The sequence below is a fragment of the Pseudomonas sp. PA-7-1E genome, from assembly GCF_021605325.1.
Classification (GTDB): Bacteria; Pseudomonadota; Gammaproteobacteria; order Pseudomonadales; family Pseudomonadaceae; genus Aquipseudomonas; species Aquipseudomonas fluorescens_BV.
Window position 1 is genome coordinate 52,693 of record NZ_WKFA01000005.1, and the last position, 14,043, is coordinate 66,735.

Below are 14,043 nucleotides of genomic sequence, written 5' to 3' on the forward strand. Positions count from 1 at the left end.
TTGTAAAGAGTCCCCGCGATGACGCCTCTAGATGCCAAGCGCCCGCTGCAGCTCAATGCTCAGGGCCAGTTGCAACACTTCTTGTCCCTCGACGGTTTGCCCCGCGAACTGCTCACCGAAATCCTCGACACCGCCGATTCGTTCCTGGAAGTCGGTGGCCGGGCAGTGAAGAAAGTCCCGCTGTTGCGCGGTAAAACCATCTGCAACGTGTTCTTCGAGAACTCCACCCGCACCCGCACCACCTTTGAACTGGCGGCCCAGCGGCTGTCGGCCGATGTGATCACGTTGAACGTGTCCACCTCGTCGGCGAGCAAGGGCGAAACCCTGCTCGATACCCTGCGCAACCTGGAAGCCATGGCAGCCGACATGTTCGTGGTACGCCACGGCGACTCCGGCGCTGCGCATTTCATCGCCGAGCATGTGTGCCCGAACGTGGCGATCATCAATGGCGGCGACGGCCGTCACGCGCACCCGACCCAGGGCATGCTCGACATGCTCACCATTCGTCGGCACAAGGGCAGCTTTGAAAACCTCTCGGTAGCCATCGTCGGCGACATCCTGCATTCGCGGGTTGCACGTTCGAACATGCTGGCTCTCAAGGCCCTGGGTTGCCCGGATATCCGCGTGATCGCGCCCAAGACCCTGTTGCCAATCGGCATCGAACAGTATGGCGTGAAGGTCTACACCGACATGGCCGAGGGCCTCAAGGATGTGGACGTAGTGATCATGCTGCGCCTGCAACGCGAGCGCATGGCCGGGGGCTTGTTGCCCAGCGAAGGTGAGTTCTACCGCCTGTTCGGCCTGACCACCGCACGCCTGGCCATGGCCAAGCCGGATGCAATCGTGATGCACCCGGGGCCGATCAACCGCGGCGTGGAAATTGAGTCGGCGGTGGCCGATGGCCCGCAGTCGGTGATTCTCAACCAAGTGACCTACGGCATCGCCGTGCGCATGGCCGTGCTGTCCATGGCCATGAGCGGGCAAACCGCGCAACGTCAATTCGAGCAGGAGCAGGCCCAGTGAAGCTCAGCATTCTCGGCGCCCGGGTCATCGACCCGGCCAGTGGCCTGGACCAAGTTACCGATCTACACCTGGACGCCGGCAAGATCGTCGCCATGGGCGCCGCCCCCGCAGGCTTCAACGCCGGCCAGAGCATCGATGCCAAGGGCCTGGTGGCCGCGCCTGGGCTGGTGGACCTGAATGTCGCCCTGCGTGAACCGGGCTACAGCCGCAAAGGCAATATCGCCAGCGAAACCCAGGCCGCGGCAGCCGGTGGCGTGACCAGCCTGTGTTGCCCGCCCAACACCAAGCCGGTGCTGGACACGTCGGCCGTGACCGAGCTGATCCTCGACCGCGCCCGCGAAGCCGGCAACTGCAAAGTGTTTCCCATTGGTGCCTTGAGCAAGGGCCTGGATGGCGAACAACTCGCCGAATTGATCGCTCTGCGTGACGCCGGTTGCGTGGCCTTCGGCAACGGCCTGGAAAGCTTTCGCAGCACGCGCACCTTGTGCCGCGCCCTGGAATACGCGGCCACCTTCGACTTGACGGTGATCTTCCATTCCCAGGACCGCGACCTGGCCGAAGGCGGCCTGGCCCACGAAGGCGCAGTGGCCAGCTTCCTCGGCCTGCCGGGCATTCCGGAAACAGCAGAAACCGTGGCTCTCGCTCGTGACCTGTTGCTGGTGGAACAAAGCGGCGTGCGTGCGCATTTCAGCCAGTTGACCAGCGCCCGGGGCGTGGCTCTGATCGCCCAGGCCCAGGCCCGTGGCTTGCGGGTCACCGCGGATGTCGCCCTGTACCAACTGATCCTGACGGATGAGGCGCTGATCGACTTCTCCAGCCTGTACCACGTACATCCCCCGCTGCGCACCAAGGCTGACCGTGACGGTTTGCGTGCGGCGGTGAAGTCGGGTGTGGTGTCGGCGATTTCCAGCCATCACCAACCTCACGAGCGAGACGCCAAGCTGGCACCGTTTGGCGCGACCGAGCCAGGCATCAGCAGCGTGGAGTTGTTGTTGCCACTGGCGATGACGCTGGTGGAAGACGGCTTGCTGGACCTGCCGACACTGCTGGCACGCCTGAGCGCCGGCCCGGCCGAGGCCCTGCGCTTGCCGGCGGGCCAGTTGGCGGTGGGTTCACCGGCGGACCTGGTGCTGTTCGACCTGGCAAGCTCGACGGTGGCTGGTGAGCGTTGGTTGTCCAAGGGCGAAAACTGCCCGTTCATCGGCCACAGCCTGCCGGCGACGGTGCGGTATACCTTGATGGATGGGCGGATCAGCTACCAGGCTTGACGCGCAAGCTCGTTCCCACGCTCTGCGTGGGAACGATCAGTGCTCAGCGCCCGCTGTTGCGCTCGGCATTGCGGATCGAGACCTGCGTGTTCAGCGTCCAGAAGTCATACAGCACCCCGATCAGGAACAAACCGCCGGTCAGCAGGTAGATCAGGCCGGTGATCCATTTGCCCTGATACATACGGTGCACACCAAACACCCCCAGGAACGCCAACAGAATCCACGCCACGCTGTATTCAATCGGCCCTGCGGTAAATCGCAGGTCGGCTTCACGGTCCATGGCCGGGATCAGGAACAAGTCGATCAACCAGCCAATGCCGAACAAGCCGAAGGTGAAAAACCAGATCGTGCCCGTCACAGGCTTGCCGTAATAAAAGCGATGAGCCCCGGTAAAACCGAAAATCCACAGCAGGTAACCAATCGCCTTGCTGTGGGTGTCTTGCTGCTGAGCAACCTGTTGATAGGTGTTCATGAAGGACCTCTTTTGCTTCGATAGATAAATTTTTTCATTTTCTTTGTGACTTTTTTACGGGCGCCCGACGTACGGCAAATGGTATCGTCCTGCCCTCAAAGCCTTGTAGCGCCTGACTTGTGTAGGACAATTGCGGCGAATCGTCGCGTTTTTCCTGAATTTGACCCCAAGGTTCAGTCGACAAACGGGCTGAGAACAGCACAAAAAGCTGTTATAAAGTTGCGCGCAAACCCATAAGAGCCACGCCTAATGCGACCATTTTTCAAGACATGGCTAACCATTTGCCTATTAATGCCATTGGCCGCCCACGCCACCAATCGTGAGCAACGACTTCCGAACGTTAACGGTTTCACCCCTAAAGTCCATAGCACGCCCAGCACTGCCAAATCGGCAAAGCCGACCGTCAGCCGCCCGACTCAACTGAGCAAGGCCCACGGCAAAGCGCTTTCCACCCAACTGGCCGTGAACACCAAGCAAAGCAGCAACGTCTTGAGTCGTGCCGTCAACGTGCTCGGTACACCTTATCGTTGGGGCGGCAGCAGCCCAAGTAAAGGGTTCGACTGCAGCGGCCTGGTGAAATATGCATTTAACGATGTAAAAGCGGTGGACCTGCCACGCACCTCCAACGCCATGGCCGCCGGCCATGGGTTGAAGGTTGATCGCAAAGACCTGAAGCCGGGCGATCTGTTGTTCTTCAAGTTGAAGAGCCGCCAGGTGAACCACGTTGCCATCTACCTGGGCAATGACCGCTTTATTCACGCACCGCGCCGTGGCAAGTCGGTGAGCATCGACACGCTGAAAAAGCCGTTCTGGGACAAGAACTACGTGATTGCCAAGCGGGTACTGCCTAAAGAGCAGAACAGCAACCTGCGGATCGTGCAGCGCTAAGCCAGGCACCACTGAAGCTCCCCCTTTGAAATGCAATCAAATGTGGGAGCTGGCTTGCCTGCGATGACGGTGTGTCAGTTGGCAGAGAGAGTGCCTGACAGTCCGCTATCGCAGGCAAGCCAGCTCCCACATTGTGTATCTGTGCGCTTTAGATATCTGCCGGCACCCTCGCCTTCTCCCGCGCTTCTTCCCGGCTAATCACTCCTACGCCCACCAACGCCTTCAAACTCATATCCAGGGTCTTCATCCCCAACGCACCACCGGTCTGAATAGCCGAAACCATCTGCGCCACCTTGTCTTCGCGAATCAAGTTACGAATCGCCGGGGTGCCCAGCATGATTTCATGAGCGGCCACGCGCCCACCGCCCACCTTCTTCACCAGCACCTGAGACACCACCGCTTGCAACGACTCCGACAGCATCGAGCGGACCATGGCCTTCTCCCCGGCAGGGAAGACATCTACCAGCCGGTCCACTGTCTTTGCCGCCGACGAGGTGTGCAGGGTGCCGAACACCAGGTGCCCGGTCTCTGCCGCCGTCAGCGCAAGGCGGATGGTTTCCAGATCGCGCAATTCACCCACCAGGATCACATCCGGGTCTTCTCGCAGGGCTGAACGCAGGGCCACCGAGAAACTGTGGGTGTCGCGATGCACCTGGCGCTGGTTGACCAGCGCCAGTTTCGGCCGGTGGATAAACTCGATGGGGTCTTCCAGCGTAAGGATATGCTGGCGTCGATGCCGGTTGAGGTCGTCGATCATCGCCGCCAGGGTCGTAGACTTGCCCGAGCCGGTGGGCCCGGTCACCAGCACCAGGCCGCGAGGAAGGCGGGCGATACGCTGGAACACCTCGCCCAGTCCCAGGTCCTCCAGGCTTTGGACCTCAGTCGCAATAGCCCGGAACACCGCACCCACGCCGCGATCCTGGCGGAACACGTTCGCCCGGAACCGGGCGACGCCTGGCAATTCGAAGGCAAAATCCGTTTCAAGAGATGTTTCGAAATCCTTTTGTTGATGTTTATTCAGCAAAGGGCTCAATAAGTCGACCACTTGGGTAGCGTTCAGCGCTGGCCCATCCAGCGGCCAAACCTCGCCATCAATGCGCAGCATCGGTGCCAGGCCGGCTGACAGATGCAGGTCTGAGGCGCCTCGGCTTACGCTGGCCGTCAGCAATTGCGTGATATCCATAGGGCTTTCCATTTCCAGTAGAATGCCGCGGACTCCATATCCACGGGCGCATCTTGAATGTCGACGATAGCAGACAACATCGGCCTGGTTATCCAGCGCATCCGCGCCGCAGCCGCCGCCGTGCAACGTGACGCAAGCAGCATCCACCTGCTGGCCGTGAGCAAGACCAAACCCGCGCAGGCGGTACGCGACGCCTATGCCGCCGGGCTGCACGACTTTGGGGAAAACTACCTGCAGGAAGCCTTGGGCAAACAGGCGGATTTGACCGACCTGCCCTTGAGTTGGCACTTCATCGGCCCCATTCAATCGAACAAGACTCGCGCCATCGCCGAGAACTTCGCTTGGGTGCATTCCGTGGACCGCCTGAAAATCGCACAACGCCTGTCCGAACAACGCCCGACCGACCTGCCGCCGCTCAATATCTGCATTCAGGTCAATGTCAGTGGCGAAGCCAGCAAGTCCGGCTGCACACCCGCCGACCTGCCGGCCCTGGCCACGGCGATCAGCGCCCTGCCGCGCTTGAAGCTGCGGGGTTTGATGGCAATTCCCGAGCCGACTGAAGACCGGGCGGAGCAGGATGCGGCGTTTGCCACAGTGCGCGACCTGCAAGCCAGCTTGAACCTGCCGCTGGACACACTTTCCATGGGCATGAGCCATGACCTTGAGTCGGCCATTGCCCAAGGCGCCACCTGGGTGCGGATCGGTACCGCCCTGTTTGGCGCCCGCGACTACGGCCAGCCGTGAAATGGCTGACATCCCTCGAAAATAAGGACCTGTCATGAGCAACACGCGTATTGCCTTTATCGGCGCCGGTAACATGGCGGCCAGCCTGATCGGTGGCCTGCGGGCCAAGGGCCTGGACGCCGCGCAGATCCACGCCAGCGACCCGGGCGCCGAGACCCGCGAGCGCGTCAGCGCCGAACACGGTATCCAGACCTTCGCCGATAACGCCGAGGCCATCCACGGCGTCGATGTGATCGTGCTGGCGGTCAAGCCCCAGGCCATGAAGGCCGTGTGCGAGAGCCTGCGCCCGAGCCTGCAACCTCACCAACTGGTGGTGTCGATTGCCGCTGGCATCACCTGCGCCAGCATGACCAACTGGCTCGGCGCCCAGCCCATCGTGCGCTGCATGCCCAACACCCCGGCGCTGCTGCGCCAGGGCGTCAGCGGTTTGTATGCCACTGGCGAAGTCACCGCGCAGCAACGTGACCAGGCCCAGGAACTGCTGTCTGCGGTGGGCATCGTCGTGTGGCTCGAGCAGGAACAGCAACTGGACGCGGTCACCGCCGTCTCCGGCAGCGGCCCGGCCTATTTCTTCCTGTTGATCGAGGCCATGACGGCCGCCGGCGTCAAGCTGGGCCTGCCCCACGACGTGGCCGAGCAACTGGCGGAACAAACCGCCCTGGGCGCCGCGAAAATGGCGGTCGGCAGCGAGGTGGATGCCGCCGAACTGCGCCGTCGCGTCACCTCGCCAGGTGGTACCACACAAGCGGCTATCGAGTCGTTCCAGGCCGGGGGTTTTGAAGCCCTGGTGGAAACAGCACTGGGTGCCGCCGCACATCGTTCAGCCGAGATGGCTGAGCAACTGGGCAAATAGTCGTCCCTTACCAAGGTAATCAAACATGCTCGGAATCAATGACGCTGCCATTTTCATCATCCAGACCCTGGGCAGCCTGTACCTGCTGATCGTGCTGATGCGCTTTATCCTGCAACTGGTGCGTGCGAACTTCTACAACCCGCTGTGCCAATTCGTGGTGAAGGCCACCCAACCGCTGCTCAAGCCGCTGCGCCGGGTGATCCCGAGCCTGTTCGGCCTGGACATGTCGTCGCTGGTGCTGGCGCTGTTGCTGCAGATTTTGCTGTTCGTGGTGATCCTGATGCTCAATGGCTACCAGGCCTTCACCGTGCTGCTGTTGCCATGGGGCCTGATCGGTATTTTCTCGCTGTTCCTGAAGATCATTTTCTGGTCGATGATCATCAGCGTGATTCTTTCGTGGGTCGCGCCAGGCAGCCGTAGCCCGGGCGCCGAATTGGTGGCTCAGATCACCGAACCGGTGCTGGCACCCTTCCGTCGCCTGATCCCGAACCTGGGTGGCCTGGATATCTCGCCGATCTTTGCGTTTATCGTGATTCAGCTGCTGCAGAGCTGGGTGATTCCACGCCTGGCGTACTTTGCCTACATGCCAAAAGAGTTGTTTGGCCTGATCTGACCAATAGATCGTTCCCACGCTCTGCGTGGGAATGCAGCCCGTGATGCTCCGCGTCACAAGGACGGGACGCAGAGCGTCCCAAGAGGCATTCCCACGCGGAGCATGGGAACGATCAAACGCGGAGCGTGGGAACGATCACGCTAACCCCCGACCATTGCTTGCCGCTAGGGTCCCCGCTCTTTAGACTTACGCCTCATTTAAACGAGAGCAGGGTCGATGCCAGCTGCCTTCCCCCCCGATTCTGTTGGACTGGTCGTGCCACAAGTGGCGCACTTCAGCGAACCGCTGGCCCTGGCCTGCGGCCGTTCGTTGCCGGCCTACGACCTGATCTACGAAACCTATGGCCAACTGAACGCCACGGCGAGCAACGCCGTGCTGATCTGCCATGCCTTATCCGGCCATCATCACGCCGCCGGCTTCCATAGCGTTGACGACCGCAAGCCCGGCTGGTGGGACAGTTGCATCGGCCCCGGCAAGCCCATCGACACCAACAAGTTCTTTGTGGTCAGCCTGAACAACCTCGGCGGCTGCAACGGCTCCACCGGCCCCAGCAGCCTCAACCCGGAAACCGGCAAGCCGTTCGGCGCCGACTTCCCGGTGCTGACGGTAGAGGACTGGGTGCACAGCCAGGCACGCCTCGCCGACCTGTTGGGCATCAGCCAGTGGGCCGCCGTGATTGGCGGCAGCCTGGGCGGCATGCAGGCCCTGCAATGGACCATCACTTACCCGGACCGTGTGCGCCATTGCCTGGCTATCGCCTCGGCGCCCAAGTTGTCAGCGCAGAACATCGCCTTCAACGAAGTGGCGCGCCAGGCAATCCTCACCGATCCCGAGTTCCACGGCGGTTCGTTCCAGGAAGCAGGCGTGATCCCCAAGCGCGGCTTGATGCTGGCGCGGATGGTCGGCCACATTACCTACCTGTCCGACGACTCCATGGGCGAGAAATTCGGCCGGGGCCTCAAGAGCGAGAAGCTCAACTACGACTTCCACAGCGTCGAATTCCAGGTGGAAAGCTACCTGCGTTACCAGGGCGAGGAGTTCTCGGGGCGTTTCGACGCCAATACCTACCTGTTGATGACCAAGGCCCTGGACTACTTCGACCCGGCCGCCAATCACGATGACGACCTGGCGAAAACCTTCGAGCACGCCACGGCCAAGTTCTGCGTGATGTCGTTCACCACCGACTGGCGCTTTTCGCCAGCGCGCTCCCGTGAGCTGGTGGATGCCCTGATGGCCGCCAAGAAAGACGTCTGCTACCTGGAGATCGATGCACCGCAAGGCCACGACGCCTTCCTGATTCCGATCCCACGCTACCTGCAGGCGTTCAGTAACTACATGAACCGTATTTCGCTTGTGAGAACGCCATGAGAGCCGACCTGGAAATCATCCAAGACTGGATCCCCGCCGGCAGCCGCGTGCTCGACCTGGGCTGCGGCGACGGCGAACTGCTGAGCTGGCTGCGCGACCACAAGCAAGTCACCGGCTACGGCCTGGAAAACGACCCGGACAACATCGCCCAATGCGTGGCCAAGGGCATCAACGTGATCGAGCAGGACCTGGACAAGGGCTTGGGCAACTTTGCCAGCAACAGCTTCGATATCGTGGTGATGACCCAAGCCCTCCAAGCGGTGCACTACCCGGACCGCATCCTTGACGAAATGCTGCGCGTGGGCCGCCAATGCATCATCACCTTCCCCAACTTTGGCCACTGGCGCTGCCGCTGGTACCTGGCCACCAAGGGGCGCATGCCGGTCTCCGACTTCCTGCCGTACACTTGGTACAACACGCCGAACATCCACTTTTGCACCTTCGAAGACTTCGAAGCCCTGTGTGGCGAACGTGAAGCCAAGGTGATCAACCGCCTTGCCGTCGATCAACAGCACCGCCACGGCTGGGCGAGTAAGCTATGGCCCAACCTGTTGGGCGAAATTGGTATCTACCGGGTCAGCAGTCCTGGCCTGACCGACCACAAAGTTGCCGTCTAATCATCTTCAAGAGGGACGTTCATGAGTCGTTTGGCTATTTTTCTATTGACCGCATGCCTGGGCGCCAGCGCCATGGCCGCCGACACTATCGACGCTAATCGCAAAAAAGACTTTGGCGATATCACCGTTCATTACAACACCTTCACCTCCAGCTTCTTGCCACCGGAGACCGCACAGAATGTTGGCGTGGTGCGCAGCAAAGAGAAGGGCCTGATCAATGTGACCGTGATCAAGGGCGTGGCCCCGGTCGCGGCCCAAGTGACGGGCACCATCAAGGACCTGGGCGGCAAGAGCGAGATCCTGACCTTCAAGCAAATCGAAGAGAAAGGCGGCATCAGCTATCTGGCGCCCTACTCGGTGACCCAGCGTGAATACAAGACGTTTACCATTAACGTTGAAACCGGTGGCAAGGCCCATGGTTTCCAATTCAACCAAGAACTGTTCCCGGCCGAATGATGAACCTTACTCAACTCGTACTGGCCAGCCATAACGCCGGCAAACTCAAAGAACTGCAGGCCATGCTCGGTGAGTCCGTGCAACTGCGTTCGATTGGCGAGTTCAGCCAGGTCGAACCGGAAGAAACCGGCCTGTCGTTCGTTGAAAACGCCATCCTCAAGGCGCGCAACGCGGCACGCATCTCCGGCCTGCCGGCCCTGGCGGATGATTCGGGCCTGGCCGTGGATTTCCTCGGCGGCGCCCCTGGTATTTACTCGGCCCGTTACGCCGACGGCCAGGGCGATGCAGCCAACAACGCCAAGCTGCTCGACGCCCTCAAAGACGTGCCGGAGGCCGAGCGTGGTGCGCAGTTCGTCTGCGTGTTGGCCCTGGTACGGCATGCCGACGACCCGCTGCCGATTCTGTGCGAAGGCTTGTGGCACGGGCGCATCCTGCACGCGGCCAGCGGTGAACATGGCTTTGGCTATGACCCGCTGTTCTGGGTGCCGGAGCGCAATGTCTCCAGCGCTGAACTGAGCCCGGCCGACAAAAATCAGATCAGCCACCGCGCCCGCGCCATGGCGTTGCTGCGCCAGCGCCTGGGTTTGAAATGACCCAGAACACCTCTGCGCAGCCGCTGATCCACGGTGGCGCGCAAACACCACGGGCGGCCCTGCCCCATCTGCCGCCCCTGGCGCTGTACATCCATATCCCGTGGTGTGTGCGCAAATGCCCGTATTGCGACTTCAACTCCCACACCGCGAGCAAAGTGCTGCCGGAAGAAGAGTATGTGGATGCCCTGCTGGCCGACCTGGACCAAGACCTGCACGCCGTATATGGCCGCAAGCTGAGTTCGATCTTCTTTGGCGGCGGCACGCCCAGCCTGTTTAGCGCGGCTGCACTGGGCCGCCTGCTCAAGGGCGTTCAAGCGCGTATCCCGTTTGCTGACGATATCGAGATCACCCTGGAAGCCAACCCAGGGACGTTCGAACAAGAGAAGTTCGTGGCGTACCGCAAACTGGGGATCAATCGCCTGTCCATCGGCATCCAGAGCTTCCAGCAAGAGAAGCTTGAAGCCCTGGGCCGCATCCACAATGGCGATGAAGCCGTGCGCGCAGCCGGTATGGCGCGCCAGGCCGGGTTCGACAACTTCAACCTGGACTTGATGCACGGCCTGCCCAACCAGTCCCTGGAGGACGCCTTGGGCGACCTGCGCCAGGCCATTGCACTCAAGCCGACGCACCTGTCCTGGTACCAACTGACCCTGGAACCCAACACCGTGTTCTGGAACCAGCCGCCCGCGCTTCCGGAAGACGACACGCTGTGGGATATCCAGGAAGCCGGCCAGGCACTGCTCGCCGAACACGGTTACGCACAATATGAAGTCTCGGCCTACGCCCAACCGGGGCGGCCGGCGCGGCATAACCTCAATTACTGGAGTTTTGGCGACTTTATCGGCATCGGCGCCGGGGCCCACGGCAAGCTCAGCCACCCGGACGGGCGCATTATCCGCACCTGGAAAACCCGTGCACCAAAGGACTACCTCAACCCGGCCAAAAGCTTCCAGGCCGGCGCGAAAGAACTGACCAACGATGAACTGCCGTTCGAGTTTCTGATGAACGCGCTGCGCCTCACCGAAGGGGTTGATGCCAAGCTCTACGCCGAGCGCACCGGCCTCGATCTGGCGAGCCTCGATGAAGGCCGCCGCGACGCAGAACAAAGTGGATTAATGCAGGTCGAACCGTCACGCCTGGCGGCCACCGACCGCGGGCAACTCTTTCTCAATGACCTGTTGCAGAAGTTTTTGAGCTGATAGCTCTTAAGGAAATCGAATGGATCTGGTACTCGACCTGCTCGCCACCGTATCCCGCTGGAGCCGTAGCAACCTGTCGGAAATCTCGTTGGCCCTTGTGGGCTGTTTGCTGGTGCTGTTCGGCGCCGACATCAAGGGCTGGGTCGAAGCGCGCCTGGGCAGCATCGCCGGCGCCTTGCGCGTACCCTTGATGGCCCTGCTGTGCCTGATCGGCAGCGGTGCGGCGTTGATCTACGCCACGCCGTGGATTGTGCGAGGGTTGAGCCAGTTCAATAACTACAGCCTGGCGCCGGTGTTGATCGTGGTGCTGGTGTTGATTGGCGTGGTAGCAGACCGCCGCTGACTCAGCAGGCACTACAAAACAAATGTGGGAGCTGGCTTGCCTGCGATACAGACACCTCGGTGTATCAGTGATACCGAGGTGATGCTATCGCAGGCAAGCCAGTTCCCACATTTGATTGCGTTTCAAGCTGATGACTGTTTAAGCCAGCTTCTCGAATTTCAAATCCCACACCCCATGCCCCAATCGCTCGCCACGGCGTTCGAACTTGGTGATCGGCCGCTCGGCCGGGCGTGGCACACATTTGCCGTCTTCGGCCAGGTTGCGGTAGCCGGGGGCGACGTTCATCACTTCCAGCATGTATTCCGCGTACGGTTCCCAGTCGGTGGCCATGTGCAGGATGCCGCCCACTTTCAGCTTGCTGCGCACCAGTTCCGCGAAGGACGCCTGGACGATGCGGCGCTTGTGGTGACGGGCCTTGTGCCATGGGTCGGGGAAGAACAGCATCAGGCGGTCGAGGCTGTTGTCGGCGATGCAGCGGTTGAGCACTTCAATCGCATCGCAGTCGTAGACCCGCAGGTTTTTCAGGCCTTGGGTCAACACACCGTTGAGCAATGCGCCGACGCCTGGGCGGTGCACTTCCACACCGATGAAATCCTGCTCCGGCGCGGCTGCGGCCATTTCCAGCAGGGAATGACCCATGCCGAAACCGATTTCCAGGGAGCGTGGGGCTGAACGGCCGAACACTTGGTCATAGTCCACCGGCGCGTCGGCCAGGGGCAAGACGAACAGCGGCGTGCCCTGTTCCAGGCCCTTTTGTTGGCCTTCGGTCATGCGGCCGGCGCGCATCACAAAACTCTTGATGCGGCGGTGCTTGGACTCGTCGCCTTCTTCCACGGTGTTCGGCGTTTCGTTTGATTCAGTCATCAATAGCTCTTACTTGATCAGACCATCCAGCGGCGAAGAGGCGCTGGCATAGAGTTTTTTCGGCATGCGCCCGGCGAGGTAGGCCAGGCGGCCCGCGACGATGGCGTGGTTCATGGCTTGGGCCATCATGATTGGTTGCTGGGCATGGGCAATGGCCGAGTTCATCAATACGGCGTCGCAGCCCAGCTCCATGGCGATGGTCGCGTCGGAGGCTGTGCCCACGCCCGCATCCACCAGTACTGGAATCCTGGCTTCTTCGAGGATGATCTGCAGGTTATACGGATTGCAGATCCCCAGGCCGGAACCGATCAGACCGGCCAGCGGCATCACCGCGATGCAGCCGATTTCTGCCAGTTGGCGCGCGATGATCGGGTCATCGCTGGTGTAGACCATCACGTCGAAACCTTCCTTGACCAGGGTTTCGGCGGCCTTGAGGGTTTCGATCACATTGGGGAACAGGGTTTTCTGGTCGGCCAGCACTTCCAGCTTCACCAGGTTGTGGCCGTCGAGCAGCTCACGGGCCAGGCGGCAGGTGCGCACGGCTTCGATGGCGTCGTAGCAACCGGCGGTGTTCGGCAGAAAGGTGTAGCGCTCCGGCGACAGCACTTCGAGCAGGTTCGGCTCGCCCTCGATCTGGCCGAGGTTGGTGCGGCGTACGGCGAAGGTGACGATCTCGGCACCCGAGGCTTCGATGGCCAGGCGGGTTTCTTCCATGTCGCGGTACTTGCCGGTGCCGACCAGCAGACGGGACTGGTAGGTACGACCGGCCAGGACGAAAGGCTTGTCGCTACGAACGATGCTCATGGGAAATCCTCTGGTTGGATGAGGTTCTGCAGAATGCGTTACGGCCGTGGCGGGCTAGCCGCCGCCGATGGCGTGGACCACTTCGATCTGGTCACCTTCGGTGAGCGCAGTCTCGGCGTGCTGGCTACGCGGGACGATATCCAGGTTGAGCTCCACTGCGACGCGACGCCCGGTCAGGTCCAGACGGGTCAGCAGGGCCGCAACGGTTTCGCCGTCGGGCAGTTCAAAGGGTTCGCCGTTCAACTGAATGCGCATGCCACGGGCCGCCATCGTTTTTAGGGGCCCGCATTCTAGCGCGATTGGAACCTGAAGGTCAGCTCCAAGCGTCAAGCGGTCAAAGCTGCAAACGCCACGCCGCCAGGCCCAGGAAGAACCAGCCGAGCAGGAACGCCAGCCCGCCAAACGGCGTGATGATCCCCAGTTTACTGATGCCGGTCATCGTCAGCACATACAGGCTGCCCGAGAACAGCAGGATACCGACGGTAAACGAAATACCCGCCCAAGTGACCAGCCGGCCCGGAATATGCGCCGCCAGCAAGGCCACGCCGAACAGTGCCAGGGCATGCACCAACTGGTAGGTCACACCAGTATGAAAGATCGCCAGGTAGTCGGTGCTCAGGCGGTTTTTCAGGCCGTGGGCGGCGAACGCGCCCAGGGCGACACCGGTAAAGCCGAAAAAGGCAGCCAGCATCAGAAAGCTACGCAGCATGGGGAACTCCAGTCAGACTCATCGGGCAGGGTCTGTATAATGGCCC

General features: G+C 61.3%; 18 protein-coding genes. 12 read left to right on the plus strand and 6 right to left on the minus strand.

Annotated features, from left to right (window positions below; all coding sequences use genetic code 11):
* Positions 1–18 precede the first annotated feature (18 nt).
* Positions 19–1,023 carry an aspartate carbamoyltransferase catalytic subunit gene (locus tag GIW79_RS04845; protein ID WP_034128938.1) on the plus strand — a complete coding sequence of 335 codons (1,005 nt, stop codon included), beginning with the start codon at positions 19–21 and terminating at the stop codon, positions 1,021–1,023.
* Positions 1,020–2,291, plus strand: a complete 1,272-nt coding sequence (locus GIW79_RS04850) for a dihydroorotase (protein ID WP_072445589.1) — start codon at positions 1,020–1,022, stop codon at positions 2,289–2,291. The genes GIW79_RS04845 and GIW79_RS04850 overlap by 4 nt, the downstream gene beginning before the upstream one ends.
* 43 nt (positions 2,292–2,334) lie before the next feature.
* On the opposite strand, the gene GIW79_RS04855 is transcribed toward GIW79_RS04850, so the two are convergent.
* Positions 2,335–2,763 carry an NINE protein gene (locus GIW79_RS04855; protein WP_236452444.1) on the minus strand — a complete coding sequence of 143 codons (429 nt, stop codon included), beginning with the start codon at positions 2,761–2,763 and terminating at the stop codon, positions 2,335–2,337.
* Positions 2,764–3,012: 249 nt separating this feature from the next.
* Between GIW79_RS04855 and GIW79_RS04860 the strand changes: the two genes are divergently transcribed.
* On the plus strand, positions 3,013–3,651 hold the full coding sequence (locus tag GIW79_RS04860) for a C40 family peptidase (RefSeq protein WP_060763954.1): 639 nt from the start codon (positions 3,013–3,015) through the stop codon (positions 3,649–3,651).
* A gap of 148 nt (positions 3,652–3,799) precedes the next feature.
* Here the strand turns inward: GIW79_RS04860 and GIW79_RS04865 are convergent, their stop codons facing one another.
* Positions 3,800–4,834 (minus strand): type IV pilus twitching motility protein PilT, encoded by a 1,035-nt coding sequence (locus GIW79_RS04865; protein ID WP_060763953.1) that lies wholly within the window; start codon positions 4,832–4,834, stop codon positions 3,800–3,802.
* Positions 4,835–4,891: 57 nt separating this feature from the next.
* Here GIW79_RS04865 and GIW79_RS04870 point away from each other — a divergent pair, with 57 nt between their 5' ends.
* From GIW79_RS04870 to GIW79_RS04910, 9 genes are all read left to right on the plus strand, one after another.
* Positions 4,892–5,578, plus strand: coding sequence for a YggS family pyridoxal phosphate-dependent enzyme (locus GIW79_RS04870; RefSeq protein ID WP_054916915.1), 687 nt, complete (start codon positions 4,892–4,894; stop codon positions 5,576–5,578).
* 34 nt (positions 5,579–5,612) lie between these two features.
* A complete protein-coding gene (gene proC, locus GIW79_RS04875) occupies positions 5,613–6,431 on the plus strand; it encodes a pyrroline-5-carboxylate reductase (RefSeq protein ID WP_072445590.1) in 819 nt (272 codons plus the stop codon).
* Positions 6,432–6,456: 25 nt separating this feature from the next.
* Positions 6,457–7,044, plus strand: a complete 588-nt coding sequence (locus tag GIW79_RS04880) for a YggT family protein (RefSeq protein ID WP_003195087.1) — start codon at positions 6,457–6,459, stop codon at positions 7,042–7,044.
* Positions 7,045–7,260: 216 nt separating this feature from the next.
* Positions 7,261–8,412, plus strand: a complete 1,152-nt coding sequence (gene metX / locus GIW79_RS04885; RefSeq protein ID WP_034128945.1) for a homoserine O-succinyltransferase MetX — start codon at positions 7,261–7,263, stop codon at positions 8,410–8,412.
* On the plus strand, positions 8,409–9,029 hold the full coding sequence (gene metW / locus GIW79_RS04890) for a methionine biosynthesis protein MetW (protein WP_003195091.1): 621 nt from the start codon (positions 8,409–8,411) through the stop codon (positions 9,027–9,029). Before metX ends, metW begins: the two co-directional genes overlap by 4 nt.
* A 21-nt stretch (positions 9,030–9,050) precedes the next feature.
* Entirely contained in the window at positions 9,051–9,485 is a 435-nt protein-coding gene (locus tag GIW79_RS04895) for a DUF4426 domain-containing protein (protein ID WP_005792275.1), read from the plus strand.
* Positions 9,482–10,078 (plus strand): RdgB/HAM1 family non-canonical purine NTP pyrophosphatase, encoded by a 597-nt coding sequence (gene rdgB / locus GIW79_RS04900; RefSeq protein ID WP_034128946.1) that lies wholly within the window; start codon positions 9,482–9,484, stop codon positions 10,076–10,078. The genes GIW79_RS04895 and rdgB overlap by 4 nt, the downstream gene beginning before the upstream one ends.
* Positions 10,075–11,277 carry a radical SAM family heme chaperone HemW gene (gene hemW, locus GIW79_RS04905; protein ID WP_054897580.1) on the plus strand — a complete coding sequence of 401 codons (1,203 nt, stop codon included), beginning with the start codon at positions 10,075–10,077 and terminating at the stop codon, positions 11,275–11,277. The genes rdgB and hemW overlap by 4 nt, the downstream gene beginning before the upstream one ends.
* A 19-nt stretch (positions 11,278–11,296) precedes the next feature.
* On the plus strand, positions 11,297–11,620 hold the full coding sequence (locus tag GIW79_RS04910) for a DUF3392 domain-containing protein (protein ID WP_003195099.1): 324 nt from the start codon (positions 11,297–11,299) through the stop codon (positions 11,618–11,620).
* A gap of 138 nt (positions 11,621–11,758) precedes the next feature.
* Here GIW79_RS04910 and trmB read toward each other — a convergent pair whose 3' ends face one another.
* The 4 genes from trmB to GIW79_RS04930 form a co-directional block, all read right to left on the minus strand.
* Positions 11,759–12,484 (minus strand): tRNA (guanosine(46)-N7)-methyltransferase TrmB, encoded by a 726-nt coding sequence (gene trmB, locus GIW79_RS04915; protein ID WP_003195101.1) that lies wholly within the window; start codon positions 12,482–12,484, stop codon positions 11,759–11,761.
* Between the two features lie 9 nt (positions 12,485–12,493).
* Complete coding sequence (locus GIW79_RS04920) at positions 12,494–13,288, minus strand: thiazole synthase (protein ID WP_054897581.1); 795 nt, start codon at positions 13,286–13,288, stop codon at positions 12,494–12,496.
* Between the two features lie 54 nt (positions 13,289–13,342).
* Positions 13,343–13,543 (minus strand): sulfur carrier protein ThiS, encoded by a 201-nt coding sequence (thiS, locus tag GIW79_RS04925; protein ID WP_020301926.1) that lies wholly within the window; start codon positions 13,541–13,543, stop codon positions 13,343–13,345.
* A gap of 79 nt (positions 13,544–13,622) precedes the next feature.
* Complete coding sequence (locus tag GIW79_RS04930; RefSeq protein ID WP_054897582.1) at positions 13,623–13,997, minus strand: DUF423 domain-containing protein; 375 nt, start codon at positions 13,995–13,997, stop codon at positions 13,623–13,625.
* Positions 13,998–14,043 lie beyond the last annotated feature (46 nt).

Excerpts from the sequence above, each read along its gene's own strand:
- metX (WP_034128945.1), top strand. The coding sequence starts at position 7,261 with ATGCCAGCTGCCTTCCCCCCCGATTCTGTTGGACTGGTCGTGCCACAA.
- GIW79_RS04930 (WP_054897582.1), bottom strand. The coding sequence starts at position 13,997 with ATGCTGCGTAGCTTTCTGATGCTGGCTGCCTTTTTCGGCTTTACCGGT.
- GIW79_RS04920 (WP_054897581.1), bottom strand. The coding sequence starts at position 13,288 with ATGAGCATCGTTCGTAGCGACAAGCCTTTCGTCCTGGCCGGTCGTACC.
- trmB (WP_003195101.1), bottom strand. The coding sequence starts at position 12,484 with ATGACTGAATCAAACGAAACGCCGAACACCGTGGAAGAAGGCGACGAG.
- hemW (WP_054897580.1), top strand. The coding sequence starts at position 10,075 with ATGACCCAGAACACCTCTGCGCAGCCGCTGATCCACGGTGGCGCGCAA.
- metW (WP_003195091.1), top strand. The coding sequence starts at position 8,409 with ATGAGAGCCGACCTGGAAATCATCCAAGACTGGATCCCCGCCGGCAGC.
- GIW79_RS04855 (WP_236452444.1), bottom strand. The coding sequence starts at position 2,763 with ATGAACACCTATCAACAGGTTGCTCAGCAGCAAGACACCCACAGCAAG.
- GIW79_RS04895 (WP_005792275.1), top strand. The coding sequence starts at position 9,051 with ATGAGTCGTTTGGCTATTTTTCTATTGACCGCATGCCTGGGCGCCAGC.
- proC (WP_072445590.1), top strand. The coding sequence starts at position 5,613 with ATGAGCAACACGCGTATTGCCTTTATCGGCGCCGGTAACATGGCGGCC.
- GIW79_RS04865 (WP_060763953.1), bottom strand. The coding sequence starts at position 4,834 with ATGGATATCACGCAATTGCTGACGGCCAGCGTAAGCCGAGGCGCCTCA.
- GIW79_RS04845 (WP_034128938.1), top strand. The coding sequence starts at position 19 with ATGACGCCTCTAGATGCCAAGCGCCCGCTGCAGCTCAATGCTCAGGGC.
- rdgB (WP_034128946.1), top strand. The coding sequence starts at position 9,482 with ATGATGAACCTTACTCAACTCGTACTGGCCAGCCATAACGCCGGCAAA.
- thiS (WP_020301926.1), bottom strand. The coding sequence starts at position 13,543 with ATGCGCATTCAGTTGAACGGCGAACCCTTTGAACTGCCCGACGGCGAA.
- GIW79_RS04910 (WP_003195099.1), top strand. The coding sequence starts at position 11,297 with ATGGATCTGGTACTCGACCTGCTCGCCACCGTATCCCGCTGGAGCCGT.
- GIW79_RS04880 (WP_003195087.1), top strand. The coding sequence starts at position 6,457 with ATGCTCGGAATCAATGACGCTGCCATTTTCATCATCCAGACCCTGGGC.
- GIW79_RS04870 (WP_054916915.1), top strand. The coding sequence starts at position 4,892 with ATGTCGACGATAGCAGACAACATCGGCCTGGTTATCCAGCGCATCCGC.
- GIW79_RS04860 (WP_060763954.1), top strand. The coding sequence starts at position 3,013 with ATGCGACCATTTTTCAAGACATGGCTAACCATTTGCCTATTAATGCCA.